The 26401-nt window shown below is 70.5% G+C and carries 23 protein-coding genes; 12 read left to right on the top strand and 11 right to left on the bottom strand.

Annotated elements, in window-relative coordinates:
- Positions 1-96: 96 nt before the first annotated feature.
- The gene (locus tag GTY67_RS18345) at positions 97-921 is read right to left on the bottom strand and encodes an oxidoreductase (protein ID WP_161279375.1); all 825 of its coding nucleotides are present in this window, start codon (positions 919-921) and stop codon (positions 97-99) included.
- Positions 922-1023: 102 nt separating this feature from the next.
- Here GTY67_RS18345 and GTY67_RS18340 point away from each other — a divergent pair, with 102 nt between their 5' ends.
- On the top strand, positions 1024-2019 hold the full coding sequence (locus GTY67_RS18340; protein ID WP_161279374.1) for an ATP-binding protein: 996 nt from the start codon (positions 1024-1026) through the stop codon (positions 2017-2019).
- 182 nt (positions 2020-2201) lie between these two features.
- On the opposite strand, the gene GTY67_RS18335 is transcribed toward GTY67_RS18340, so the two are convergent.
- A complete protein-coding gene (locus GTY67_RS18335) occupies positions 2202-3536 on the bottom strand; it encodes a hypothetical protein (protein ID WP_161279373.1) in 1335 nt (444 codons plus the stop codon).
- A gap of 287 nt (positions 3537-3823) precedes the next feature.
- Here GTY67_RS18335 and GTY67_RS18330 point away from each other — a divergent pair, with 287 nt between their 5' ends.
- The 6 genes from GTY67_RS18330 (at position 3824) to GTY67_RS35030 (ending at position 12153) form a co-directional block, all read left to right on the top strand.
- On the top strand, positions 3824-6313 hold the full coding sequence (locus tag GTY67_RS18330; protein ID WP_161279372.1) for a SulP family inorganic anion transporter: 2490 nt from the start codon (positions 3824-3826) through the stop codon (positions 6311-6313).
- 279 nt (positions 6314-6592) lie between these two features.
- Positions 6593-8590, top strand: a complete 1998-nt coding sequence (acs, locus tag GTY67_RS18325) for an acetate--CoA ligase (protein ID WP_161279371.1) — start codon at positions 6593-6595, stop codon at positions 8588-8590.
- A gap of 214 nt (positions 8591-8804) precedes the next feature.
- Complete coding sequence (gene nhaA, locus GTY67_RS18320) at positions 8805-10235, top strand: Na+/H+ antiporter NhaA (RefSeq protein WP_202461486.1); 1431 nt, start codon at positions 8805-8807, stop codon at positions 10233-10235.
- Positions 10236-10275: 40 nt separating this feature from the next.
- A complete protein-coding gene (locus tag GTY67_RS18315; RefSeq protein WP_093690189.1) occupies positions 10276-10809 on the top strand; it encodes a phage holin family protein in 534 nt (177 codons plus the stop codon).
- Positions 10806-11819 carry an alpha/beta hydrolase gene (locus tag GTY67_RS18310; protein WP_161279369.1) on the top strand — a complete coding sequence of 338 codons (1014 nt, stop codon included), beginning with the start codon at positions 10806-10808 and terminating at the stop codon, positions 11817-11819. Before GTY67_RS18315 ends, GTY67_RS18310 begins: the two co-directional genes overlap by 4 nt.
- A 115-nt stretch (positions 11820-11934) precedes the next feature.
- The gene (locus GTY67_RS35030; protein WP_073874567.1) at positions 11935-12153 is read left to right on the top strand and encodes a hypothetical protein; all 219 of its coding nucleotides are present in this window, start codon (positions 11935-11937) and stop codon (positions 12151-12153) included.
- A 108-nt stretch (positions 12154-12261) separates the two neighbouring features.
- Here GTY67_RS35030 and GTY67_RS18300 read toward each other — a convergent pair whose 3' ends face one another.
- The 3 genes from GTY67_RS18300 to nth form a co-directional block, all read right to left on the bottom strand.
- Positions 12262-13467: a MarP family serine protease gene (locus tag GTY67_RS18300; RefSeq protein WP_161279368.1), complete on the bottom strand. Its 1206-nt coding sequence runs from the start codon at positions 13465-13467 to the stop codon at positions 12262-12264.
- A 91-nt stretch (positions 13468-13558) separates the two neighbouring features.
- The gene (locus GTY67_RS18295) at positions 13559-14278 is read right to left on the bottom strand and encodes a CoA pyrophosphatase (RefSeq protein ID WP_161279367.1); all 720 of its coding nucleotides are present in this window, start codon (positions 14276-14278) and stop codon (positions 13559-13561) included.
- Between the two features lie 102 nt (positions 14279-14380).
- Positions 14381-15154: an endonuclease III gene (gene nth, locus GTY67_RS18290; RefSeq protein ID WP_256062266.1), complete on the bottom strand. Its 774-nt coding sequence runs from the start codon at positions 15152-15154 to the stop codon at positions 14381-14383.
- Between the two features lie 408 nt (positions 15155-15562).
- On the opposite strand from nth, the gene GTY67_RS18285 reads away from it, so the two are divergent.
- Positions 15563-16237 (top strand): Crp/Fnr family transcriptional regulator, encoded by a 675-nt coding sequence (locus tag GTY67_RS18285; protein ID WP_003967450.1) that lies wholly within the window; start codon positions 15563-15565, stop codon positions 16235-16237.
- A gap of 198 nt (positions 16238-16435) precedes the next feature.
- Here GTY67_RS18285 and GTY67_RS18280 read toward each other — a convergent pair whose 3' ends face one another.
- From GTY67_RS18280 to GTY67_RS18265, 4 genes are all read right to left on the bottom strand, one after another.
- Positions 16436-17266, bottom strand: coding sequence for an MBL fold metallo-hydrolase (locus GTY67_RS18280; RefSeq protein WP_161279366.1), 831 nt, complete (start codon positions 17264-17266; stop codon positions 16436-16438).
- Positions 17263-18177: an NUDIX hydrolase gene (locus GTY67_RS18275; RefSeq protein WP_161279365.1), complete on the bottom strand. Its 915-nt coding sequence runs from the start codon at positions 18175-18177 to the stop codon at positions 17263-17265. Before GTY67_RS18275 ends, GTY67_RS18280 begins: the two co-directional genes overlap by 4 nt.
- 200 nt (positions 18178-18377) lie before the next feature.
- Complete coding sequence (locus GTY67_RS18270; RefSeq protein ID WP_161279364.1) at positions 18378-18848, bottom strand: RidA family protein; 471 nt, start codon at positions 18846-18848, stop codon at positions 18378-18380.
- The gene (locus GTY67_RS18265) at positions 18848-19006 is read right to left on the bottom strand and encodes a DUF4177 domain-containing protein (protein WP_019888269.1); all 159 of its coding nucleotides are present in this window, start codon (positions 19004-19006) and stop codon (positions 18848-18850) included. Before GTY67_RS18265 ends, GTY67_RS18270 begins: the two co-directional genes overlap by 1 nt.
- 72 nt (positions 19007-19078) lie before the next feature.
- Between GTY67_RS18265 and GTY67_RS18260 the strand changes: the two genes are divergently transcribed.
- Both GTY67_RS18260 and GTY67_RS18255 read left to right on the top strand, forming a co-directional pair.
- Positions 19079-20053 (top strand): ArsA-related P-loop ATPase, encoded by a 975-nt coding sequence (locus GTY67_RS18260; RefSeq protein WP_161279363.1) that lies wholly within the window; start codon positions 19079-19081, stop codon positions 20051-20053.
- Entirely contained in the window at positions 20050-21450 is a 1401-nt protein-coding gene (locus GTY67_RS18255) for an ArsA family ATPase (RefSeq protein WP_161279362.1), read from the top strand. The genes GTY67_RS18260 and GTY67_RS18255 overlap by 4 nt, the downstream gene beginning before the upstream one ends.
- A 45-nt stretch (positions 21451-21495) precedes the next feature.
- Here GTY67_RS18255 and GTY67_RS18250 read toward each other — a convergent pair whose 3' ends face one another.
- Entirely contained in the window at positions 21496-21846 is a 351-nt protein-coding gene (locus GTY67_RS18250) for a WhiB family transcriptional regulator (protein ID WP_176727463.1), read from the bottom strand.
- Between the two features lie 727 nt (positions 21847-22573).
- Here GTY67_RS18250 and GTY67_RS18240 point away from each other — a divergent pair.
- Entirely contained in the window at positions 22574-24820 is a 2247-nt protein-coding gene (locus GTY67_RS18240; RefSeq protein ID WP_161279361.1) for a transglycosylase domain-containing protein, read from the top strand.
- 72 nt (positions 24821-24892) lie between these two features.
- On the opposite strand, the gene GTY67_RS18235 is transcribed toward GTY67_RS18240, so the two are convergent.
- A complete protein-coding gene (locus tag GTY67_RS18235) occupies positions 24893-25357 on the bottom strand; it encodes a GatB/YqeY domain-containing protein (RefSeq protein WP_093690171.1) in 465 nt (154 codons plus the stop codon).
- Between the two features lie 79 nt (positions 25358-25436).
- Between GTY67_RS18235 and GTY67_RS18230 the strand changes: the two genes are divergently transcribed.
- A complete protein-coding gene (locus GTY67_RS18230; protein WP_161279360.1) occupies positions 25437-26375 on the top strand; it encodes a metallophosphoesterase in 939 nt (312 codons plus the stop codon).
- Positions 26376-26401 lie beyond the last annotated feature (26 nt).

The following is a 26401-nucleotide window of genomic DNA, read 5'->3' as shown; positions in this document are numbered from 1 at the left end:
CAGCGGCGGTACCGCATTCCGGTACCGCCGCAACTCTTTTCCCCGGCCTGCCGTCACCCGCCCGGACTGCCGTCACCCGCTCCGGGGCATCGCCCCCTAAGCCGCGCCGCGCTGAAGGGCCTCGCAGACCGCCGTCGACTCGCGCACTCCCAGTTCGACGGAGCGCCCGCAGTGCGCGATCCATGCGGCCACGCCTTCGGGGGTCCCCGACGTGTACCCCTCGAACGCCGCGACGTACGCCGCCCGCCCCTGTTCCGCATGGCCCACCTCGGCCGGGCAGATGGACTTCGGGTCCAGCCCGCTGCCGATCAGCACGATGCGCTCGGCGGTCCGCGCCACCAAGCCGTTGTGCGAGCCGAAGGGGCGCAGCGCCAGCAGTTCGCCGTGCACCACCGCGGCCGTCACCAGAGCGGGTGCCGCGGTGCCCGCGATGATCAGCTGCGACAGCCCTTCGAGCCGCCCGGCCACCTCGTCGGCGTCGGGGAGCGGCGCTTCGATCAGCGGTTCGTCGACCGGTTCCCCGGCCAGCCGCGGCCGCCCGACCGCGTCGTCGGGCGCGGCCCCGCCGGCCGCCACCAGATGCAGCCGCGCCAGCACCCGAAGCGGCGACTGCCGCCAGATGGAGAGCAGTTGACCGGCCTCCGCGGTGAGCCTGAGCGCGGCCCCGACCACGCGCGCCTCGTCCTCACCGCTGAAGTCGGTGCGCCGGCGCACCTCCTCCAGGTTCCAGTCGGCACCGGCGAGCGCCGCCGAGCCCCGGGAGCCCCGCAGCGCGGCCTCGGCCGTGATCTCGTTGCTGCGGCGGCGCATGACGCGGTGACCGTAGACGCGGTCGACGGCCTTGCGTACGGAGTCCACGGCACAGGGCACCCCGGGCAGGGAACCGAGCGTGGCGAGCGGGTCAGAGGCAGTCGTACTCATAAGTAGCGAGGCTACGCGCCCCCTACACCCGGACCGCCCCCAAGTGGCCATCTTCACGAACATCGACAGCGCAGTGCGATCGACCCACTACCCTAGGTGAACATGAAGATCGCTTTCGTCGGGAAGGGCGGCAGCGGAAAGACCACGCTGTCCTCGCTCTTCATCCGCCACCTCGCCGCCAATGAAGCCCACGTCATCGCCATCGACGCCGACATCAACCAGCACCTCGGGGCCGCCCTCGGCCTCGAGGAGGCGGGGGCAGCCGCGCTGCCCGCCATGGGTGCGCACCTGCCCCTCATCAAGGACCATCTGCGGGGCACCAACCCCCGTATCGCCTCCGCCGAGACGATGATCAAGACGACTCCGCCCGGCGAGGGCTCACGGCTGCTGCGGGTCCGCGAGGACAACCCGATCTTCGACGCCTGCGCGCGTACGGTCCGGCTGGACGACGGAGACATCCGGCTGATGGCCACCGGCCCGTTCACGGAGTCCGACCTCGGGGTGGCCTGCTACCACTCCAAGGTCGGGGCCGTGGAGCTCTGCCTCAACCATCTGGTCGACGGCCCGGACGAGTACGTCGTGGTGGACATGACGGCGGGGTCGGACTCGTTCGCCTCGGGGATGTTCACGCGCTTCGACATGACGTTCCTGGTGGCGGAGCCGACCCGGAAGGGGGTGTCGGTGTACCGCCAGTACAAGGAGTACGCACGGGACTTCGGCGTCGCGCTGAAGGTCGTCGGCAACAAGGTGCAGGGCCCGGACGACCTGGACTTCCTGCGCGCCGAGGTCGGCGACGACCTGCTGATCGGGGTGGGCCACTCCGACTGGGTGCGGTCCATGGAGAAGGGGAGGCCGTCCCGGTTCGAACTGCTGGAGGCGGACAACCGGATGGCCCTGCAATCCCTCCAGGACGCCGCCGAGGACTCGTACGAGCTGCGCGACTGGGAGCGCTACACCCGGCAGATGGTGCACTTCCACCTGAAGAACGCGGAGAGCTGGGGCAACGAGAAGACGGGCGCCGACCTGGCCGCCCAGGTGGACCCGTCCTTCGTGCTCGGCGAGCAGCTCGCGGAAGCGACCGTTCCGGCACCCGCCTGACCCGCGGGCCGCCTCACCCGCCTCGCCCCCGGCCGCCGTCCCGTCACGCCACGCCCTCCCGTCACCCCGGCAACGTACAGACGTACAACCGGGGTGACGGAGAGGCCGCGACCAAGCCGCGTTCCGGGGTGACGGGGAAGGCGGCGACCAGCCCGCGTTCCGAGGTGCCGGGAGGGCGGCGGCTAGCCCGCGTTCCGGGGCGCCGGCTCTCCGGCCTCCGGACCGGCCGCCTTGCCCTTCTCGCCCTTGGGGGCCGCGGCGGCCTGGGCGCCGAGGTAGGTCTTCCACCCCTCCTTGGGCGCCTCACCGACGCCGAGGGTGGCGAGCTTGGCCAGCGCCTGCGGGTCCTGCGCGTCCAGCCAGTCCGCGAGCTGCCGGAAGGAGACGCAGCGGACCTCCTCCTTGGTGCACACCTTCGCGATGGTCTCCTCGATGGCGCGCATGTAGGTGCCGCCGTTCCAGGACTCGAAGTGGTTGCCGATGATCAGCGGCGCCCGGTTGCCGTTGTACGAGCGGTCGAAGGCCTGGAGCAGGCCGTCGCGCATCTGGTTGCCCCAGTAGGTGTGCTGGGAGGGGTCGCCCTGGGTCTTCGTACCGGACTGGTTCACCATGAAGTTGTAGTCCATGGAGAGGGTCTCGAAGGCACGGCCGGGCATCGGGACGAGCTGGAGCGGGATGTCCCAGACGCCGGCCTTCTTCTTGGGCCAGACCTGGTTGCCGACGCCGCTGGAGTCGTAGCGGAAGCCCATGTCGCGGGCCGCGGCGACCATGTTCTTCTGCCCTTCGAGGCAGGGGGTGCGGGCGCCGATCAGCTCCTGGTCGTAGTCGAAGGGGAGCGGGGCCTCGCCCTTCAGCTCCGGAGCATTGGTCTTCCAGTTCTTGACGAAAGCTTTCGCCTGGCTGATCTCGCTCTTCCACTCCTCGACGGACCAGGTGCCCACACCGCCGTCCGGGCCGCAGAAGTGGCCGTTGAAGTGGGTGCCGATCTCGTTGCCGTCCTTCCAGGCGGCGCGCACCTCGGCGAGGGTGTTGCGGATGCCCTCGGTGTCGTTGAAGCCGATGTCGGAACGGCCCGCCGAGTGCTGCGGCGGAGCGTAGAGGGATCGTTTCTCCTCAGGCAGGAGATACACACCGCTGAGGAAGTACGTCATGTTGGCGTTGTACTTCTTGGCGACGCCGCGGAAGTGCGAGAAGAGCTTCTGGCTGTCCTCCCCGGCGCCGTCCCAGGAGAACACCACGAACTGCGGGGGCTTCTGACCCGGCGCCAGGCGTTGGGCGGCCGGCATCTTCGGCTGGGCGCCGGTGAAGGCGGTGGAGCCGTCCCCGATGAGCTTGACGGCGTTCTTCGGGGCGGCCTCCGGAGCGTTCTCCTTCGCGCCGTGAGCCCCCTTCTCCGCGCCCGCACCGGCCCCGCCGGGCGCGGAACCCCCGGATCCCGAGCCCGAACAGCCCGCGAGTACGGCGACCAGCGCCGTGGTCATGACGCCCAGGGCGATCCTCTTCGTGGCGGCCATCATCCGCCCACCCTCTTCCTTGCAGGTTATTTGCGTTGAGTGCCGACACGGCGCGGCCAAACTCGCACGCGGCCCTGCGGGAAGGAGAGCGACATACCGAATGAAAAGCTGCCTATTCACTTGAATGAGTGATGTGCTGACCCAAATGACCCGAATGCGAAGCGCTGAACTTTACTCTCCATTACCATTCATTTACCGAGAGTTGAGAAATCCCGCCGCTGCACGCCGTGACCCACGGCCGCGTCCCTTTACGTCCTCGCGACCGCGCTGCCTCCGGAGGAGACGGGAACATGTCCGCCTGCGCCCCCACTCGTCATGACCCCACGCCCCGCCGTCCGCGCGCCCGCCGCGCCTCGGGGGCGAAGAGTCCTCACAGCCCGCCGCCGACCGGCGGCCGCCGCCTGCGGATCGCGGGCGCGGATGTGTCCGCCTCGATCACCGTGTTCCTCATCGCCGTCCCGATGTCGCTGGGCCTGGCGCTCGCCGTGGGCGCCCCGCTGGAGGCCGGGCTGGTGGCCGCGGCCGTCGGCGGCATCGTCGCCGGGCTGTTCGGCGGCACCCCGCTCCAGGTCAGCGGCCCTTCCGCCGGACTGACCGTCGTCACGGCCGAGCTGATCCAGGTCTACGGATGGCGCACCACCTGCGCCATCACCGTCGGCGCCGGACTGCTCCAGATCCTCCTCGGCACCGTGAGAGCCGCGCGCAACGCGCTCGCCGTCAGCCCGGCGATCGTGCACGGGACGCTCGCCGGCATCGGTGTGGCGATCGCGCTCGCCCAGCTCCACATCATGCTGGGCGGGTCGCCCCAGAGCTCCGTCGTGGCCAACGCCCTGGCTCTGCCGGAGCAGTTGGCCGGGATCGGTGCGGCGGCCCCGCTGATCGGGGCGCTCACCATCGCCGTGCTGCTGCTGTGGCCCCGGCTGCCGGGGCGGGTCGGCCGGACGGTGGGGAGGATCCCGGCCGCGCTCGCCTCCGTGGTGATCGCGACCGCGGTGGCGGCCGTGGCGACGCCGGGCCTCGCCCGGGTCGACCTCCCGTCCTGGCGGTCGCACGCCCTGCCGGAGCTGCCCCAGGGGCCCGTTCTCGCCCTGGCCACCGCGGTGTTCACCGTGATGCTGGTGGCCAGTCTGGAATCGCTGCTCGCCGCGGTGGCCGTGGACAAGCTGGCCGCCGACCGCGCCGGAGAGCCGACGCCCGCACCCACCGCTCCCCCCACCGCGGCCCCCGCCTCCCCCGCCGCCGTCCCGCCCCAGCGGTCCGACCTGGACCGCGAGTTGCGCGGTCAGGGTGTCGCCAACACGGTGACCGGCCTGCTGGGCGGACTCCCGGTGGCCGGGGGCGTGGTGCGGGGCTCGGCCAATGTGCGGGCCGGGGCGACCGGCCGCGCCTCCACCGTGCTGCACGGGGTCTGGGTGCTCATCGCGGCGGGCCTGCTGGTCACGGTGTTCGAGTGGATCCCGCTGGCCGCGCTCGCCGCCCTGGTGATGGTGGTCGGGATCCAGATGGTGAGCTTCGCGCACATCCGTAACGTCCATAAGTACCGGGAGTTCCCCGTCTACGCGGCCACGGTCGCCGGTGTCGTCGCCTTCGGCGCACTGGCGGGCGTCGCGCTCGGGGTGGCCGTGGCCGTGATCGTCTCGCTGCACCGGCTGGGCCGCACGAAGATCACCGTGACCGAGCAGGACGGGCGCCATGTGGTGACCGTCCACGGCCAGTTGACCTTCCTGGCCGTCCCCCGGCTCACCCGGACCCTGGGGCAGCTGCCGCCGGGCGTCGACGCGACCGTCGAGTTGGACGGCTTCTTCATGGACCACGCCGCCTATGAGGCGATTCAGTCCTGGCGCGGCGCCCAACTCGCCCAGGGCGGCCGGATCGCCTTCACCGGCCGGTCCGGCAGCCGCATCGCCGAGCCCGCCGCCGCGGCCCACTCCTGCTGCCGCCCCTGGACCCCGTGGCGCAACCACCGCTGCCACGACCGCCCCGCGGACCACGTCGGCGCCACCACCGACACGCTCACCAGCAGCGATTCCGGCGCCTCCCCCGTCCCAGGGGCCGGCCGGAAGGCCGGCGCCCATCGGCTGCTGAGCGGCCTGAGCTCGTTCCAGCGGAACACCGCGCCCCTGGTCCGCGACGAGCTGGCCCGGCTCGCCTCCGAGGGCCAGGCCCCCTCCCAGCTCTTCATCACCTGCGCCGACTCCCGCCTCGTCACCAGCATGATCACCTCCAGCGGGCCGGGCGACCTCTTCACCGTGCGCAACGTCGGCAACCTGGTGCCCCCGCCCGGCACCGTGTCGGCCGAGAGCGGAGACGACTCGGTGGCCGCGGCGATCGAGTACGCGGTGGAGGTGCTGCGCGTCGAGTCCATCACCGTCTGCGGGCACTCCGGCTGCGGCGCCATGCAGGCGCTGCTCAAGGGCGAGCCGGAGTCCGGTCCCCAGAAGCCGCGGACCCCCCTGTGGCGCTGGCTGCGCCACGGTCTGCCGAGCCTGGAGCGGATGGCGTCGCGCCGCCACTCCTGGGCGCGGATCTCCGGCAGACTGCCCGCCGACGAGGTGGAGCAGCTCTGTCTCACCAACGTGGTCCAGCAGTTGGAGCACCTGCGGGCGCACGAGGCGGTGGCCCGGCGGCTCGCCGAGGGGACGCTCCAGCTGCACGGCATGTACTTCCACGTCGGCGAGGCGCAGGCGTATCTGCTCACCGAGGAGTCCAGCTCCGGGACGGGCCCCGACGAGGTCTTCGACCGGGTCGGCACGGGAGAACGGGAGCGCACCGGCGTCTGACACGAGAGCAGCCGCACCAGGGCACCTGAACCGGACAGCCCCCGGGTCCGTGAGACCTGATGACCCCGCTCCGCGCCGTACGGCAGGAAGAGCAGTCGTACGGCAGGAAAGCAGCACAGAGCGCCAGAACCGGCAGGGCGACTTTGCGCCACACGTCGTGAAGACGCGTCGTAAAGCCGTCCTGACCAGCGGAGCGGGATCATGCTTCCATACACGAAGACACAGGTCTAAACCAATTCCCGGCAGACACTTGTCACCCGGCTCCGCGCCTGATGAGCTATGCCCCGGGACACAACGGACACCCTGGGACTGGGAGAAGTCGTGAGCAACGAGAGCCTGTCCAACCTGCTTCGGGAAGAGCGGAAGTTCGCTCCACCTGCTGCTCTGGCCGCCAACGCCAACGTCACCGCAGAGGCGTACGAGCAGGCCGCGGCGGATCGGCTGGGCTTCTGGGCCGAGCAGGCCCGCCGCCTGACGTGGGCCACCGAGCCGACCGAGACCCTCGACTGGAGCAACCCGCCCTTCGCGAAGTGGTTCGCGGACGGCAAGCTGAACGTCGCGTACAACTGCGTGGACCGCCACGTCGAGGCGGGCAACGGCGACCGGGTCGCCATCCACTTCGAGGGCGAGCCCGGCGACAGCCGCGCCATCACCTACGCCGAGCTGAAGGAAGAGGTCTCCCGCGCCGCCAACGCACTGACCGAGCTGGGCGTCAGCAAGGGCGACCGGGTCGCCGTCTACCTGCCGATGATCCCCGAGGCCGCCGTCGCGATGCTGGCCTGTGCCCGCATCGGCGCCACGCACTCGGTGGTCTTCGGCGGCTTCTCCGCCGACGCGATCGCCACCCGTATCCAGGACGCGGACGCCAAGGTCGTCATCACTGCCGACGGCGGCTACCGCCGCGGCAAGCCCTCCGCGCTCAAGCCCGCGGTCGACGACGCCGTCTCCCGTATCGACAGCGTCGAACACGTCCTCGTGGTCCGCCGCACCGGTGAGGACACCGCGTGGACCGAGGGCCGCGACGTCTGGTGGCACGAGATCACCGCCCGGCAGTCCGCCGAGCACACCCCCGAGGCCTTCGAGGCGGAGCAGCCGCTCTTCATCCTCTACACCTCGGGCACCACGGGTAAGCCGAAGGGCATCCTGCACACCTCCGGCGGCTACCTCACCCAGGCGGCGTACACGCACCACGCGGTCTTCGACCTCAAGCCGGAGACCGACGTCTACTGGTGCACCGCCGACGTCGGCTGGGTCACCGGCCACTCGTACATCGTCTACGGGCCGCTGGCCAACGGTGCGACCCAGGTCATGTACGAGGGCACGCCCGACACCCCGCACCAGGGCCGCTTCTGGGAGATCGTGCAGAAGTACGGCGTCACGATCCTCTACACCGCGCCGACCGCGATCCGTACGTTCATGAAGTGGGGTGACGACATCCCCGCCAAGTTCGACCTGAGCAGCCTCCGGGTCCTCGGTTCGGTCGGTGAGCCGATCAACCCCGAGGCGTGGATGTGGTACCGGAAGAACATCGGCGCCGACAAGTGCCCGATCGTGGACACCTGGTGGCAGACCGAGACCGGCGCGATGATGATCTCGCCGCTGCCGGGCGTCACCGAGACCAAGCCGGGATCCGCCCAGCGCGCCCTGCCCGGGATCGCGGCCACCGTCGTGGACGACGAGGCCAACGAGGTGCCCAACGGCGGGGGCGGCTACCTCGTGCTCACCGAGCCGTGGCCCTCCATGCTCCGCACCATCTGGGGCGACGACCAGCGGTTCCTCGACACCTACTGGTCGCGCTTCGAGGGCAAGTACTTCGCGGGCGACGGCGCCAAGAAGGACGAGGACGGCGACGTCTGGCTGCTCGGCCGGGTCGACGACGTCATGCTCGTGTCGGGCCACAACATCTCGACCACCGAGGTCGAGTCCGCGCTCGTCTCCCACCCGTCGGTCGCCGAGGCGGCCGTGGTCGGGGCGAACGACGAGACGACGGGCCAGGCCATCGTCGCGTTCGTGATCCTGCGGGGCACGGCGACCGCCTCGGACGAGCTGGTGGCGGAGCTGCGCAACCACGTCGGCACGACGCTCGGCCCGATCGCCAAACCCAAGCGCGTGCTCCCGGTGGCCGAGCTGCCCAAGACCCGCTCCGGCAAGATCATGCGCCGCCTGCTGCGCGATGTCGCCGAGAACCGCGAGCTGGGCGACGTCACCACGCTCACCGACTCCTCGGTGATGGACCTGATCACCACCCAGCTGCCGTCCTCGTCCTCCGAGGACTGAGCAGGCCTTCCCGAACGACCGATAAAGAACTCTTTGTACGGCTCCGATGGGCATCCGGCACCGCGCCGGATGCCCATCGGTGCTCCCGTACAGTGAAGGACGTGCTGCCGGCGACGTCGTCGCGGCACGACACCGCCGTAGTGGCGGAGTGACGGAAAAAATCTTCACAGGGGCGCCGGGAAGTCTGGTCGGCACGGTCATCAGCCATGGCATCATGCCGTTCCCCACCCGGAGGTTCCCCCTCGTGGCACCGCCCACCCCTGCCCCGCCCCGCCGCACCCTGCTCGGCAGGCTGCCCCTCCCCGAGCGCACCTATCTGGCCGACGCGCTCCGCACCGAGACCGTCGGCGGCCTGATCCTGCTGGCCGCCGCCGTCACCGCCCTGATCTGGGCGAACACCTTCGACGGCTCGTACGCCGACGTCAGCGGCTTCCACTTCGGCCCGGCCTCGCTCGGCCTGGATCTCTCCGTGGCGCACTGGGCTGCGGACGGGCTCCTCGCGGTCTTCTTCTTCGTCGTGGGCGCCGAGCTCAAGCGGGAGCTGGTCGCGGGCCAGCTCCGCGATCCCCGGGCGGCCGCCCTCCCGATCGTGGCGGCCCTGTGCGGCATGGCGGTGCCCGCGCTCGTCTACACGCTCACCAACGTCGTGGGCGGCGGTTCCCTGGCCGGCTGGGCCGTGCCCACGGCCACCGACATCGCCTTCGCGCTCGCCGTCCTCGCGGTGATCGGCACCTCGCTGCCCGCCGCCCTGCGGGCCTTCCTGCTCACGCTCGCCGTCGTCGACGACCTCTTCGCCATCCTGATCATCGCGGTGTTCTTCACCGACGACCTGAATTTCCTGGCGCTCGGCGGGACCGTCCTCGGCCTGGCGCTCTTCCACCTGCTCCTGCGCTTCGGCGTCCGGGGCTGGTACGTCTACGTACCGCTCGCCCTGGTCATCTGGGGCCTGATGTACAACAGCGGCATCCACGCCACGATCGCCGGTGTCGCCATGGGGCTGATGCTGCGCTGCACCCGGCGCGAGGGCGAGGAGCACTCCCCCGGTGAGCGCATCGAACACCTGGTCCGCCCGCTGTCGGCGGGTGTCGCCGTACCGCTCTTCGCCCTGTTCGCCGCCGGGGTCTCCCTCAGGGGCGACGCGCTGGCGGGTGTCTTCACCCGGCCGGAGACCCTCGGGGTGCTCCTCGGGCTCGTCGTCGGCAAGACCGTGGGCATCTTCGGCGGTACCTACCTCACCGCCCGGTTCACCAAGGCGGAGCTGAACAAGGACCTGGCCTGGGCGGATGTCTTCGCGGTCGCCTCGCTGGCCGGTATCGGGTTCACCGTCTCGCTGCTCATCGGCGAGCTGTCCTTCGTCGGCGACGCGGACACGGTCAACGAGATCAAGGCCGCCGTACTGCTGGGATCGCTGACCGCGGCCGTACTCTCCTGCGTACTGCTCAGGCTCCGGGTCCGCAGGCACCGCGAGCTGTACGAGGCCGAGGAGCGGGACGAGGACGGATCCGGGGTGCCCGACGTCTATGAACAGGACGATCCGGGGTACCACCAGCGGATGGCCGCGATCCATGAGGAGAAGGCGGCCGAACACCGCCGTCGCGCCGAACAGGCGGGGGCAGCGCGCAACAAGCCGGACAGTCCGGCATGATCTGACATCGGATGTGTCGAAGACGGAGAGGGAGTCAGGGATGAGCGACCCCGGCAACTACGTGGGCAGCGCGGACCGCAGCATCGGGCAGCTGGTCGCCTCGGCGACGGCCGAGATGTCCGCGCTGGTGCACGACGAGATCGCCCTGGCGAAGGCGGAGGTGCGCCAGGACGTCAAGCGCGGGGTGATCGGCAGCGTCGCGTTCATCGTGGCGGGCGTGCTGCTCCTGTTCACGATGCCGATGCTGAGCTTCGCCGCCGCGTACGGCATTCACAACCTGGGCCTCGGCCTGGCCTGGTCGTTCCTGATCGTGGCCGGCGGATTCGTCCTTCTGGCGGCACTGCTCGGGCTGGTCGGCTGGCTGAAGTTCAAGAAGGTCAAGCCGCCGGAGAAGTCCATCGCCTCCGCCAAGCAGACCGCCGCCGTCCTGCAGAAGGTGAAGCCGCACCCGCGCCCGGCCATCGAGGCCGACGCGATCCTCAAGCGCTCCGGCTCCAGCCTCGCGGCCGGTACGGGCGTCGAGAGCCTCCCCGGTAAGGACAAGGCCGCCGCTGTGGCACGCTCGTCCACATGACGGTTCCCGATTCCAGCGCATTCGGCCCGGCGGGGTCGGCGAGCCCGCAGGGTTCGGCCGGCCCGGCGGGCTCATCGACGAGCCCGGCCGGCTCCGGAGGCCCCGTACGACTCGACGGCCCCTGGACCCACCGTGACGTGGCGGCCAACGGGGCACGGTTCCACATCGCCGAGATGGGCGAGGGGCCGCTGGTCCTGCTGCTGCACGGGTTCCCGCAGTTCTGGTGGACCTGGCGCCACCAGCTGCCCGCGCTCGCCGAGGCGGGTTTCCGGGCCGTCGCGATGGACCTGCGCGGGGTGGGCGGCAGCGACCGGACGCCGCGCGGTTACGACCCCGCCAACCTGGCCCTCGACGTCACCGGGGTGATCCGCTCCCTCGGCGAGCCGGACGCGGCGCTGGTCGGCCACGACCTGGGCGGCTATCTCGCCTGGACGGCCGCCGTGATGCGGCCCAAGCTGGTGCGCCGGCTCGCCGTCTCGTCGATGCCGCACCCGCGCCGCTGGCGCTCCTCGATGCTGTCCGACTTCGCGCAGTCGCGGGCGGGTTCGTACATCTGGGGCTTCCAGCGCCCCTGGCTGCCGGAGCGTCAGCTCGTCGCGGACGACGCCGCCCTGGTGGGCCGGCTGGTCCAGGAGTGGGCCGGGCCGCGCACGCCGGAGTTCCCCGACGAGGAGACCCTGGCCGTCTACCGGCGGGCCATGAGCATCCCCTCGACGGCGCACTGCTCCATCGAGCCGTACCGCTGGATGGTCCGGTCGATGGCGCGTCCGGACGGGGTCCAGTTCAACCGCCGGATGAAGCGGCCCGTGCGCGTGCCCACGCTGCACCTGCACGGATCACTCGATCCGGCGGTCCGCACCCGGAGTTCGGCGGGGTCCGGCGAGTATGTCGAGGCGCCCTACCGGTGGCGACTTTTCGACGGTGTCGGTCACTTCCCCCACGAGGAGGATCCGATCGCCTTCTCCACCGAACTCATCAACTGGCTCAAGGATCCTGAGCCCGACCGGTAGCCGAGCACCCGCCCGGGGCACACCTGTCCGACGAACAGCCACTTGCCTGCCGCATAAGCCAATTGGCTGACTCGCGCACGATTACCGACCTTGGGTCACGGGCAGAGGTCGGGGTATGGGCTGGACGCACGACTTCACTGACGAAGCACGCAACCGCCGCTCCACCGCGACAGCAGGTGCGAGCACTCATGAGGGGGGCGGCCCCCTGGGCCGGGTGCACGATGTGCAGGACCTTCATCATCACCGGCTCGGGAATCACCGGCTCGGGATCTCGCGCATCCTCCGCCGCCGGGCCCGCTGGGTCTCGGCGCGGCTGCGCCACCCCCGTAGCTGATCTCTCCTGACAAGCCGTCCCCCGCCGATCCGCCTGTGTGCTGATCGGCGGGGGTTTTCAGGGCTTCACCCGCTTCAGGGCTTCAGCCGCTTCGGGGCTCCACCCGCCTCAGAGGGCGCAGCCCTGGCTGTCGACCTGCTGGTTGGCCGAACGGCCGATCTCGATGTCCTCGCGGATCTCGTCGGCCGTCAGCGCGTAGCCGGTGTCCGGGTCGTCGAGTGACTTGGCGAACACCACTCCGTACACCTTGCCGTCCGGGGTGAGCAGCGGGCCGCCCGAGTTGCCCTGGCGCACGGTCGCGTAGAGGGAGTAGACATCGCGCAGGACGGTGCCCCGCTGGTAGATGTCGGGGCCGTTGGCGTCGATACGGGCGCGGACGCGGGCGGAGCGCACGTCGTACGCGCCGTTCTCCGGGAAGCCCGCGACGATCGCGCTGTCGCCGCTCCGCGCGTCGTCGTCCGTGCCGGTGAACTCCAGGGGCGTGGCCTTGAGGTCGGGGACGTCCAGGACCGCGATGTCGCGCTGCCAGTCGTAGAGGACCACCTTCGCGTCGTACAGCCGGCCTTCGCCGCCGATCTGGACGGTCGGCTCCTCGACGCCGCCGACGACATGGGCGTTGGTCATCACCCGGCGGTCGGAGAAGACGAAGCCGGTGCCTTCGAGGACCTTGCCGCAGCTCGGAGCCGTACCGACGACCTTGACGATGGACTTCTTGGCGCGGGCGGCGACCGGGCTGCCCACCAGCGCCGGGTCCGGGGGCTTGACCTCGGTGATCGGCTCGTTGGCGAAGGGGCTGAAGACCTGCGGGAAGCCGTTCTGCGCGAGGACGGAGGAGAAGTCCCGGAACCACGGCGGCGCCTGTTGGGGCATCACCCGGGAGATCCCGAGCAGGACCGAGGAGTTGCGGACCTCCTTGCCGAGGGTCGGCAGCGAGGTACGGGCCAGCGGCAGGGCGATCAGCCAGGCGACCAGCAGCATGGCCACCACGTTGACCAGGGCGCCGCCGGTCGCGTCCAGCGCGCGGGCGGGCGACCACGTGATGTACCTGCGGAGCTTGTTGCCCAGGTGGGTGGTGAAGGCCTGGCCGACCGAGGCGCAGATGATCACGACGACGACCGCGCCGATGGCGGTCGCGGTGGAGACCTCCGCCCCCTCGGTCACCCGGTCCCAGATGATCGGCAGCAGGTAGACGGCGACGAGACCGCCTCCGAGGAAGCCGGTCACCGAGAGGATGCCGACGACGAAACCCTGTCGGTAGCCGATGACCGCGAACCACACGGCGGCGAGCAGCAGCAGGATGTCCAGCACGTTCACCGTCAATAGCCTCGCAGTTTCGTCACCTGGCCCGTCGGGGGTGACGGGGTCCGGGCCCGGCCCGGTACAGCGCAGCAGGACAGCCAGCGTGTCATGTGCGCCAGTCGAGCGGCACCTGTCTGGCCCGGTCCCACGGGCGTTCCCAGCCCGAGTAGTGCAGGATCCGGTCGATCACACCGGCCGTGAAACCCCAGACCAGGGCCGATTCGACCAGGAATGCCGGGCCGCTGTGGCCGCTCGGGTGGACGGCCGTGGCCCGGTTGGCCGGGTCCGTGAGATCCGCCACGGGAACGGTGAAGACCCTGGCCGTCTCGGCCGGATCGACCACTCCGACCGGGCTGGGCGCACGCCACCAGCCGAGGACGGGCGTCACGACGAAGCTGCTGACGGGGATGTAGAGCCGGGGCAGCACGCCGAAGAGCTGGACGCCCCGGGGGTCGAGGCCGGTCTCCTCCTCGGCCTCGCGCAACGCGGCCCGCAGCGGCCCCGTGGTGGCCTGGTCGCCGTCGTCGGGGTCGAGGGAGCCGCCGGGGAAGGACGGCTGGCCGGGGTGCGAGCGCAGGGTGCCCGCGCGCTCCATCAGCAGCAGCTCGGGACCGCGCGCCCCTTCACCGAAGAGGATCAGGACGGCGGACTGCCTGCCCGCCCCGCTCTCGGGCGGCAGGAAGCGGCTGAGCTGCTGCGGGCGGACGCTGCGGGCGGCCTGGGCCACGGGGTCCAGCCAGGCGGGCAGGCCTGTGGTGGTCACGTCGACGGCCGGGCGGGTGTCGGCGTCCGCGTGTGTGTCCGTGTGCATGTGCGTGTGCGTCATCGGCACCCCCCTCGTTGCCCTGGTTTCACAACGCCTGTCGTCGGCCATTTCGTTCCGAGCCATTTCGTGGTTCGTCGGGAGGGCGCTCGGTGCGGCGTCCCCTCATGCGGCTCCCAGTGCGGGAGCGGGCTTGCCCGGGAAGTCGGCGGGCGGGCTGAGCCGCTGGCCCGGGTAGCCGCCCATCTCGTACTTCAGCAGCTTCCTGGCCTTCTCCGGGTCGGTCTCCCCTTCACCGTACGAAGGACAGAGCGGGGCGATGGGGCAGGCGCCGCAGGCCGGTTTCCGGGAGTGGCAGATGCGGCGGCCGTGGAAGATCACCCGGTGCGACAGCATCGTCCACTCGCTCTTCGGGAAGATGTCGGCGATCACCGCCTCGACCTTCACCGGGTCCTCCTCGTCCGTCCACTTCCAGCGCCGGACCAAGCGGCCGAAGTGCGTGTCCACGGTGATGCCGGGGACCCCGAAGGCGTTGCCCAGCACGACGTTGGCGGTCTTGCGGCCGACGCCGGGCAGCTTGACCAGGTCCTCCAGACGGCCCGGGACCTCGCCGCCGAAGTCGTCCCGCAGGGCGGCGGAGAGGCCCAGGAGCGACTTGGTCTTGGCCCGGAAGAAGCCGGTCGGCCGGATCAGCTCCTCCATCTCCTCCGGAACGGCCGCCGCCATGTCCTCGGGCGTCGGGTAGGCGGCGAAGAGCGCGGGGGTGGTCTGGTTGACCCTCAGGTCGGTGGTCTGGGCGGAGAGGACCGTGGCGACGAGCAGCTCGAAGGGGTTGCGGAAGTCCAGCTCGGGATGGGCGTACGGATAGACCTCGGCGAGCTCCCGGTTGATCCGGCGGGCGCGGCGGACCAGCGCGAGGTGCGACTCGGCCTTGGGGATCTTCGGCGCCTTGGGCGCTTTGGGCGCCTTGGGTGCGGTTCCGGTCTTCGACGATGTCACTGCGGGCCTCCTGGCCGTCTCACGGACCGCTTTGCCGGTCCCTCCAGGGAGCCATTTGCGGCACTCTCCGGGCGAACCGGGGGGTGTTCGCCCACAGCGGAAACACGCTTCGCCGACACCCCATCAGCCCCCTCGGCCCGTGTACTCCCCGGCATTCTGGACACCCGGCCAGCCTAGAGCCAGCCACTGACAACCGCCCCGGTCACCGCATATCCACCCCCGATCGGCCCCCTGCCGTAGGGACCGGCACGCCCGTGCGTCAAACTGGTTTGTGATTGATCGCACTGTTTTACCGTCCGGCATGATGGGGACCACGGTTCCCTGAACAGGCCGACAAGGAGAGAACTCGTGGACGACGTTCTGCGGCGCGCCCCGCTTTTCGCGGCGCTCGATGACGAGCAGGCCGCGGAGCTCCGCGCCTCGATGAGTGAGGTGACCCTCGCGCGCGGCGACGCGCTTTTCCACGAGGGCGACCAGGGTGACCGCCTTTACGTGGTCACCGAGGGCAAGGTGAAGCTCCACCGCACCTCGCCCGACGGGCGCGAGAACATGCTGGCCGTGCTCGGCCCCGGCGAGCTGATCGGTGAGCTCTCGCTCTTCGACCCCGGCCCGCGTACGGCGACCGCCTCCGCGCTGACCGAGGTCAAGCTCCTCGGCCTCGGCCACGGCGACCTTCAGCCCTGGCTCAACGCCCGGCCCGAGGTCGCCACCGCGCTGCTGCGCGCGGTCGCCCGGCGCCTGCGCAAGACCAACGACCAGATGTCCGACCTGGTCTTCTCCGATGTGCCGGGCCGTGTCGCCCGCGCCCTCCTGGACCTGTCGCGCCGCTTCGGCGTGCAGTCGGAGGAAGGCATCCACGTCGTGCACGACCTCACCCAGGAGGAGCTGGCCCAGCTGGTCGGCGCCTCCCGCGAGACGGTCAACAAGGCCCTCGCGGACTTCGCGGGCCGCGGCTGGCTGCGCCTGGAGGCCCGCGCGGTCATCCTGCTGGACGTGGAGCGGCTGGCGAAGCGCTCGCGCTGACCCGTCGGGTGATGTGACCTGCTGAACGGAAGGGCCCCGCGCCGACCGGACGTACTCCGGCGGACGCGGGGCCTTCCTGTTCACGCAGGGCCTTCCCGTTCACGCGTGGCCCTTCCGTTCACGCGGGGCCTTCCTGTTCACGCAGGGCCCTTCAGTTCACGCGGCTCCCTGTACGTTCACGCGGGCGCTCAGGACGAGCTAGATGAGCCCGTGCCCCGCGAGGTACTCCAGCTGCGCCCGTACCGACAGCTCGGCGGCCGGCCACAGGGAGCGGTCCACATCGGCGTAGACCCGGGCCACCACCTCCGACGGCGTACGGTGACCGGCCTCGACCGCCGTCTCGACCTGGGCCAGCCGGTGCGCACGGTGGGCCAGATAGAACTCCACGGCCCCCTGGGCGTCCTCCAGGACGGGCCCGTGGCCCGGCAGCACCGTGTGCACGCCGTCGTCCACCGTCAGCGAGCGCAGCCGCCTCAGCGTGTCCAGGTAGTCGCCGAGCCGCCCGTCCGGGTGCGCGACCACCGTCGTACCGCGGCCCAGGATCGTGTCGCCGGTCAGCACCGCCCGGTCGGCGGGCAGATGGAACGAGAGCGAGTCGGCGGTGTGGCCCGGCGTCGGGACCACCCGCAGTTCCAGGCCGCCGGTGGTGATCACATCGCCCGCCCCGAGGCCCTCGTCCCCCAGTCGCAGCGCCGGGTCCAGGGCCCGTACCTTCGTCCGCGTCAGCTCGGCGAACCGCCCGGCGCCCTCCGCGTGATCAGGGTGGCCGTGCGTCAGCAAAGTAAGGGCCACGCGACGCCCCGACCGCTCCACCGCGTCGATCACGGCCCTCAGGTGTCCGTCGTCGAGGGGCCCCGGGTCGATGACGACCGCGAGATCGGAGCCGGGCTCGGCGACGATCCAGGTGTTCGTGCCGTCGAGTGTCATCGCGGACGGGTTCGGTGCGAGGACGTTGACCGTACGGGCGGTCGCGGGCCCGGAGGCCACGGTCCCGCGCGGCTGTCCCGGCAGGGCGGCTGCGTCGCTCACGCCGCGCCCCCGTCCCCGCCGGGCGCGGGTTCCCCGCCCGCCGTCGGTACGTGCTTGGTGAACTCGTCGTGCCCCGGCCAGCTCAGCACCAGCTCATCCCCCTCCAGACGGGCCTGCGCGAGTACGGGAGTCAGGTCCTGGACGTCCGCCGCCCCGAGCGCCTCGGCGGCCGTCCTGAACGGCGTCAGGGCCCGCAGCGTCGACACGGTGGGCGGCATCATCAGCAGCTCGCCCAGGTCGTAGCGGCGGGCCGCCTCCGCCGGGGCGATCCACACCGTGCGGTCCGCCTCCGTGGAGACGGCCCTGGTGCGCTGCCCTTCGGGGAGGGCGGCGACGAAGAACCAGGTGTCGTACCGCCTCGGCTCGAACTCCGGGGTGATCCAGCGCGCCCAGGCGCCCAGCAGGTCCGAACGGAGCAGGAGCCCGCGCCGGTCCAGGAACTCCGCGAAGGACAGATCGCGGGCGACCAGCGCCTCACGGTCGGCCTCCCACTCGGCCCCGGTCGTATCGCTGACCACCGTCCCGGCGGTCGGACCGGCCAGCAGGACACCCGACTCCTCGAAGGTCTCGCGCACCGCCGCACAGACGATGGCCTGCGCCTCGGTGACCGTCGCCACGCCGAGCCGGACGGCCCAGTGCTCCAGGGAGGGCCCGGCCCACCCGATCAGCCGGTCGTCGTCGCGCGGATCCACTCCGCCACCCGGATAGGCGTACGCGCCTCCGGCGAACGCCATGGAGGTCCGCCGGCGCAGCATGTGCACCACGGGGCCGGGCGTCGCGGCCTGAGGCCCCGGATCGCGGAGCAGCATCACGGTGGCCGCCCGCCGGGGTGTCACGGCCGTCAGCTCACCGGCGGCGAGCGCCCGGATCCGGTCGGGCCATTCCGGGGGGTACCACTGACCTTGGGACATGGCCGGAGGCTATCCGGAACCGCGCCGATGTTCGAGAGGCTCCGTGATCATCACAGCTCCCCGACATGCCCCGTACACACCCGGTCCGGCGCCGTACACAGCCGATGCCACCCCTCACGCACACGATCCCGCCCGGTCGCGGGGACCGGACGGGATCGGGAGGAACATCGAGATGGTTGGTACGGCGTACGGCTTACGGCTCAGGCGTCGACGAGTTCGACCTGGACCTCGACCTCGACCGGGGCGTCCAGCGGCAGCACGGCGACGCCCACGGCGCTGCGTGCGTGCACGCCCTTGTCGCCCAGGACCGCGCCCAGCAGCTCGCTCGCACCGTTGATCACGGCGGGCTGCCCGGTGAAGTCGGTGGCCGAGGCGACGAAGCCCACGACCTTCACGACGCGCTTGATCCGGTCCAGGTCACCGGCGACCGACTTCACGGCGGCCAGGGCGTTGAGCGCGCAGGTCTTCGCGAGCTCCTTCGCCTCGTCCGGCGTCACCTCGGCGCCGACCTTGCCGGTGACGGCGAGCTTGCCGTCCACCATCGGCAGCTGGCCCGAGGTGTACACGTACACCCCGGACTGCACGGCCGGCTGGTACGAGGCCAGCGGCGGCACGACGGCGGGCAGGGTCAGGCCGAGCTCGGCGAGCTGGGCCTCGACAGCGCCCGCCACTAGCCCTTCTCCCGCTTCAGGTAGGCCACGAGCTGCTCGGGGTTGTTCGGGCCGGGAACGACCTGGACCAGCTCCCAGCCGTCCTCGCCCCAGGTGTCCAGAATCTGCTTGGTCGCGTGCACGAGAAGGGGCACGGTCGCGTATTCCCACTTGGTCATGGGCCTGACTGTAACGCCTGGCACGTACGGTCCCGTGCGTAGCCCGGGGCCGGACTGGTTAGGCTCGAATACGTGAGCAGGTTCCAGGTCGTCAGCGGCAAGGGCGGTACCGGTAAGACCACGGTCGCCGCCGCCCTCGCGCTCGCCCTCGCGACCGAGGGCAGGCGCACCCTCCTCGTCGAGGTCGAGGGCAGACAGGGCATCGCCCAGCTCTTCGATTCCGACGCGCTCCCCTATGAGGAGCGCAAAATCGCCGTCGCGCCCGGCGGCGGTGAGGTGCACGCGCTGGCGATCGACGCCGAGCAGGCGCTCCTCGACTACCTCCAGATGTTCTACAAGCTCGGCGGCGCCGGGCGGGCGCTGAAGAAGCTCGGCGCGATCGACTTCGCCACCACCATCGCGCCCGGGGTCCGGGACGTCCTGCTGACCGGCAAGGCGTGCGAAGCCGTACGCCGCAAGGACAAGCAGGGCCGCTTCGTCTACGACTACGTGATCATGGACGCCCCGCCGACCGGCCGCATCACACGCTTCCTGAACGTCAACGACGAGGTGGCGGGGCTGGCCAGGATCGGCCCGATACACAACCAGGCCCAGGCCGTGATGCGGCTCCTGAAGTCCCCGCAGACCGCGGTCCACCTGGTGACCCTCCTGGAGGAGATGCCGGTCCAGGAGACCGCGGACGGCATCGCCGAACTGCGAGCCGCCGACCTTCCCGTGGGCCGCGTCATCGTGAACATGGTGCGTCCGCACCTGGTCGACGAGGAGACACTGCGGACCGCCGCGACCGGCCGCCGCAAGGAGATCGCCAAGACGCTGACCCGCGCCGGGGTGACCGGCTCCGCCGCCCTAGTACGGCCTCTGATCGCGCAGGCCGCCGAGCATGCCCAGCGGGTCGGCCTGGAGCGTGAGCAGCGCGCCGTCCTGGCCGGGCTCGGCCTGCCGACGGCCGAGCTGCCGCTGATCGGCGACGGGGTGGACCTGGCCGCGCTGCACGACCTGGCCACGGAGCTCCGTAAACAGGGCGTAGGGGAAGAGGCGGACGCATGACGCAGGCCACGGACACCCCGGAGCCGGACCTCGGGACGGCCCCCGGGCTGGACACCGACGCGCTGCTGGACGACCCGGGCATCCGGATCGTCGTCTGCTGCGGCTCCGGCGGCGTCGGCAAGACCACGACGGCCGCCGCCCTGGGCGTACGGGCCGCCGAGCGCGGCCGGAAGGCCGTCGTCCTCACCATCGACCCGGCCCGCCGGCTCGCGCAGTCCATGGGCATCGACCAGCTGGACAACGTCCCGCGCCGGGTCGAGGGCATCGCGGGCGAGGGCGAACTGCACGCCATGATGCTGGACATGAAGCGCACCTTCGACGAGACCGTGGAGGCGCACGCGGACGCGGAGAGGGCCCGCGCGATCCTGGAGAACCCCTTTTACCAATCCCTGTCGGCCGGTTTCGCCGGTACGCAGGAGTACATGGCGATGGAGAAGCTGGGGCAGCTGCGGGCGCGCGACGAGTGGGACCTGATCATCGTCGACACCCCGCCCTCACGCTCCGCGCTGGACTTCCTGGACGCGCCGAAGCGGCTCGGCTCGTTCCTGGACGGGAAGTTCATCCGGCTGCTGATGGCGCCCGCGAAGGTGGGCGGCCGGGCCGGGATGAAGTTCCTCAATGTCGGTATGTCGATGATGACCGGGACGCTGGGCAAGCTGCTGGGCGGTCAGTTCCTGCGGGACGTACAGACGTTCGTCGCCGCGATGGACACCATGTTCGGCGGCTTCCGCAGCCGCGCGGACGCCACGTACAAGCTGCTCCAGGCCCCCGGTACGGCCTTCCTCGTGGTCGCGACGCCGGAGCGGGACGCGCTGCGCGAGGCCGCGTACTTCGTGGAGCGGCTGGCGGCCGAGGACATGCCGCTGGCCGGTCTCGTCCTCAACCGGGCGCACGGCAGCGAGGCCGCCAGGCTCTCCGCCGAGCAGGCGCTCGCCGCCGCAGAAAATCTTGACGACGCCCGCATTGTGGATCAGGGGGCCGGGAAGGCTGGCCTTGGTGACCGGGAGGCCCCCGACCCGGCGGTCACCCACCCCGGAGCCACCGCGCCGCCGCTCTCCCCCGAGCCGGAGCACACTCAGCACAAGAACGCCGAAGAACACGACCACAGCCACGATGACAAGCACGAGCCGCATGCGAAGAACACGACGGACGGCACCGCCGAAACCCCTGTGGACATCGACGAACTGACGGCCGATCTGCTGCGCCTGCACGCCGAACGCATGCAGGTCGTCGCACGCGAACAGCACACACGCGACCGCTTCACCGAGCTGCACCCCGAGGTCCTGGTGACCGAGGTGGCCGCACTGCCCGGCGATGTGCACGACCTGGACGGCCTGCGGGCCATCGGCGACCGCCTGGCGTCCGGTTCCGACCCGGCTCCGGCCGGAGCTGCGTAGCCCCCCACAGCTCCCTGCCCGAGCGACCCGGCCCGCCTCAGGGGCCTAGCCCACAGCGGCGTACGTCTCGTGCAGTTCGTCGTCCTCCAGCCCGATCACCGCGGGCAGCATGCCGGTGGACCGCTCGTACTCACTGCGTGCGGTCTCCAGCAGGCGGCGCCAGGACGTGACGGTGGGACGACGGCGCAGCAGTGCGCGGCGCTCCCGCTCCGTCATTCCGCCCCACACGCCGAACTCGACGCGATTGTCCAGCGCGTCGGCCAGGCACTCGGTCCGCACCGGGCATCCGGTGCACACCGCCTTGGCCCTGTTCTGCGCTGCCCCTTGTACGAACAGTTCATCCGGATCGGTAGTGCGGCAGGCTGCCTGCGCACTCCAGTCGGTTACCCAGCCCATGCCGGCGCCGTCCTCTCCCGAATCGAGGCTCCCCCACGGCGGTAGCGGCATATTCACCGCTGCCAGTTGAGGACGTTACGGAAGGTGGGGACAGCACAACACCCCCTTCGGGCCCAATCTTGAATGGTCCGAACGGACTATGCGTATGCGGCAGATCACCCAGGGGAGTGAGGGGAAGACATGCGTGACTAACTCCGCGAAAACGGGACAGTACACCCGAATGGCAACGGACGTTCAGTGACACACGGGGCGATTTCGGGGGCGCCGTGATGTGCGATTCACCTGTGCGTCGGCCGGGAGAAGAATGACCAGAAGAGGTGCATGGGGCGGCAGGGGGGTTGATACGGAACCGGACTGCTGTGACAGTTGAGAGCAGCTTAGGCCAAGGCCTGCACGCCTGTCCGGCGAATGAGAAGGTAGGCGCCTGACGTGCGCCTGCCGGCCTGTGCACCCGTCTGGGTATCCGTATGCGCACCCGTCTGTGCACCGCGGCCCGTGGTCGTATCCGTCTGTGCACCGCGGCCCGTGGGCCCGCCATATCCGGTGTGCCGTCCGCATCCGGTGTGCCATCCGTATCCGGTGTGACGTCTTTTGCCCCGGGTCCGCCCCGCGGCCACGCCCTCGCTCCGACCTGCACCCTCACCCGGATGTCACGGTCTGGTACTCGAACGCTCCGAGAGGCCCCTGCTCCTACAGAACGCTCATAACTACGGATTAGGCTGCCCTCATGCCAAAGAAGCGCTCGGGCGGGGGTCTCACCACGACCCAGCAGGCCGCCAAGTTCCTCGGTGTCGCCGCGCTCTCCGGAGCTGTCCTGGCAGGCATCGCGCTGCCCGCAGCCGGAGCGTTGGGGCTCGCCGCCAAGGGGACGGTCGAAGGATTCGACGAGATCCCCTCCAACCTGAAGACTCCGCCGCTCAGCCAGCGGACCACGATCCTGGACCGCGACGGCGGACCGATCGCGACGGTCTACTCGCGCGACCGCACCGTGGTCCCGCTCAAGGACATCTCCCCGTACATGCAGGACGCGATCATCGCGATCGAGGACTCCCGCTTCTACGAGCACGGGGCGGTCGACCTCAAGGGCATCCTGCGCGCGATGAACCGCAACGTACAGACGGGCGGGACCGCGCAGGGCGCGTCGACCCTCACCCAGCAGTACGTGAAGAACGTGTTCGTCGAGGAGGCGGGCGACGACCAGGAGAAGGTCGCGCAGGCCACCCAGCAGACGCTCGGCCGCAAGGTCCGTGAGCTGAAGTACGCGATCCAGGTCGAGGAGGAGCTCGGCAAGAAGAAGATCCTGGAGAACTACCTCAACATCACCTTCTTCGGCCAGCAGGCGTACGGCGTCGAGGCCGCGTCCCAGCGGTACTTCTCCAAGCACGCCAAGGACCTGAAGGTGGAGGAGGCCGCGCTGCTCGCCGGCATCGTCCAGTCGCCGACCCGCTACGACCCGGTCAACGACACGGAGGAGGCCACCAAGCGCCGTAACACCGTGCTGACCCGGATGGCCGCCACCCGCGCCATCTCGCAGGCCGAGGCCGACAAGGCCATGGAGACCCCGATCAAGCTGAAGGTCAGCAAGCCGAAGAACGGCTGCATCACGGCCGTCAGCGGTTCCGGGTTCTTCTGCGACTACGTACGCAAGACGATCCTGACCGACCCGGCATTCGGCGAGACCGAGGAGGAGCGCTCCAAGCTCTGGAACCTCGGCGGGCTCACCATCAAGACCACCCTCGACCCGCGCGCCCAGAAGGCCGCCAACGAGGCCGCGACCGCGAAGGTCAACAAGGACGACAAGTTCGCGGCCTCCGTGGTGCAGGTGCAGCCGGGCAGCGGCAAGATCCTCTCGATGGGCCAGTCCCGCCCGTACGGCTTGGACCAGAAGCAGAACGAGACTGTGCTGAACCTCGCCGTCAGCAACAAGATGGGCGGCAGCACGTACGGCTTCCAGGTCGGCTCCACGTTCAAGCCGTTCACCGCGGCAGCGGCGCTGGAGAAGGGCATCACCCCTGCGACGTCGTTCTCGACGGACTGGAAGATGACCCTCAAGGAGCAGGACTTCCGCAACTGCACCGGCTCCCCGGCGGGCTACGCGGACTGGCCCTTGCAGAACGAGCTGGAGTCCGAGAAGGGCTCCTGGGACATGACCAGCGCGCTCGGCAAGTCCATCAACACCTACTTCGCGCTGCTGGAGCAGAAGGCCGGCCTCTGCGAGACCGTGGAGATGGCGAAGAAGGTCGGTTACGAGCGCGGTGACGGCAAGAAGATCGTCGAGAACCCGTCGATCACCCTGGGCAGTGAGGTGAGCACCCCGCTCTCCATGGCCGGCGCGTACGCCGCGTTCGCCAACCGGGGCACGTACTGCACGCCCATCGCCATCGAGTCGATCACCGACCCGAACGGCAAGAAGGTCAAGGTCCCGAAGTCGAAGTGCTCGCGTGCGATGAGCGAGAACACCGCGGACACCATCAACCAGATGCTCAAGGGCGTCGTCGAGGACGGCACCGGTACGCAGGCCGGGCTGAGCGACCGCGACAACGCGGGCAAGACCGGTACGACGAACGACCGCAAGGACGCCTGGTTCGTCGGGTACACGCCGAACCTCTCCACCGCGGTGTGGGTCGGTGACGACGTCGGCGAGAAGAGCTCGATGTTCAACGTCACCATCGGCGGCCAGTACTACGACAAGGTCTGCGGTGGCTGCCTCCCAGGACCGATCTGGCGGATCGCCATGACCGGCGCACTCGACGCCTCCGAGACTCCGCAGTTCAACCACGTCTCCGTCCCCCGGGCGAAGGAGAAGGAGGACAAGGAGAAGGAGGACGGTGGCCGCGGCGGCGACGAGGACCGCGAGGACGGCAAGCCCGGCCGCAACCGGCCCGGCGGCATCCAGCTCCCGCCCGGCCTGATCGGCGGCACCGGCACCGGCGGCGATGACGACCAGCGGGGCGGCGGCAGGTCAGGCCCCTGATCTGCCCGTACGAAGGGGGGCGCCCCGGTCCGTCGACCGGGACGCCCCCCTTTTTTTCACATACGTACGGTCTCAGCCCGCGAGGAGCTTCTTCACCGCGGCGGCGACCCGGCCGCCCTCGGCGAGACCGGCCACCTTGGGGTTGACGATCTTCATGACGGCGCCCATGGCGCGCGGCCCCTCGGCTCCGGCGGCCTTGGCCTCCTCGACGGCGGACGCCACGATCGCGTTCAGCTCGTCGTCGGTGAGCTGCTTGGGGAGGTAGCCGTCCAGCAGCTCGCCCTCCGCTTTCTCCCGCTCGGCCTGCTCGGTCCGGCCGCCCTGGGCGAACGCCTCGGCCGCCTCGCGGCGCTTCTTCGCCTCCTTGGCGATCACCTTCTGCACCTCGTCGTCGGAGAGCTCGCGCGCCGACTTGCCGCTGACCTCTTCCTTGGTGATCGCGGTGAGGGTGAGCCGAAGGGTGGACGAGGTCAGCTCGTCACGCGCCTTCATGGCCGTGTGGAGGTCTTCCTTGAGCTTGGACTTGAGCGTGGTCATGCCGTGATTGTGACAGGTGCGGAGTGTCCGCCGCCCTCCGGTTTTCCGCTCGCAGCACCGTGTCTGCGACGATGGACACATGCGCGCACGCTACGGAGTACCCCTGAAAGTCACGGCAGTCGGTGCGGCGGTCGGCGCTGCCGGCCTCGCCTACGCCGCCGGATTCGAGGCCCGCTCGTTCCGCCTGCGGCGGGTGACCGTCCCCGTACTCCCGCACGGCGCCCGTCCGTTGCGCGTCCTCCAGGTGTCCGACATCCACATGGTGAGCGGTCAGCGCAAGAAGCGCGCCTGGCTCCAGTCGCTGGCGGGCCTGCGCCCCGACTTCGTCGTGAACACGGGCGACAACCTCTCCGACCCGGAGGCCGTGCCCGAGGTGCTGGACGCGCTCGGCCCGCTGATGGAGTTCCCGGGGGTGTACGTCTTCGGCTCCAACGACTACTACGGGCCGAAGCTGCGCAACCCCGGCCGCTACCTCCTGGAGAAGGTCCAGGGCAAGCACGGCCTCAACGGCAACGAGCCCGCGGTCGGCGTCGTGCACAACCCGTGGGAGCCGATGCGGGACGCCTTCGACGAGGCGGGCTGGCTGAACCTGACGAACACCCGGGGCCGGCTCAAGCTGGACGGCACGGAGATCGCGTTCACGGGCCTGGACGACCCGCACATCAAGCGCGACCGTTACGCCGAGGTCCAGGGCGGCCCCGAGACCGGCGTGGACCTCTCCATCGGCGTGGTCCACGCCCCGTACCTGCGCTCCCTGGACGCCTTCACGGCCGACGGCTACCCCCTGATCCTGGCGGGCCACACCCACGGCGGCCAGCTGTGCATCCCCTTCTACGGGGCCCTGGTCACCAACTGCGACCTGGACACGGACCGGGTCAAGGGCCTCTCCACCCACACGGCGGGCGCCCACCGCGCCTACCTCCACGTCTCCGCAGGCTGCGGCACCAACCGCTACACCCCGGTCCGCTTCGCCTGCCCGCCCGAGGTCACGCTGCTGACGCTGGTGGGGCGGGACTGAGGGGCGGGGGCCAGGGCCGAAGAAAG

The sequence above is a fragment of the Streptomyces sp. SID8374 genome (genome assembly GCF_009865135.1).
Classification (GTDB): domain Bacteria; phylum Actinomycetota; class Actinomycetes; order Streptomycetales; family Streptomycetaceae; genus Streptomyces.
Note: the sequence above shows the minus strand (reverse complement) of the source record. Positions and strands in the feature narration are given on the sequence as shown.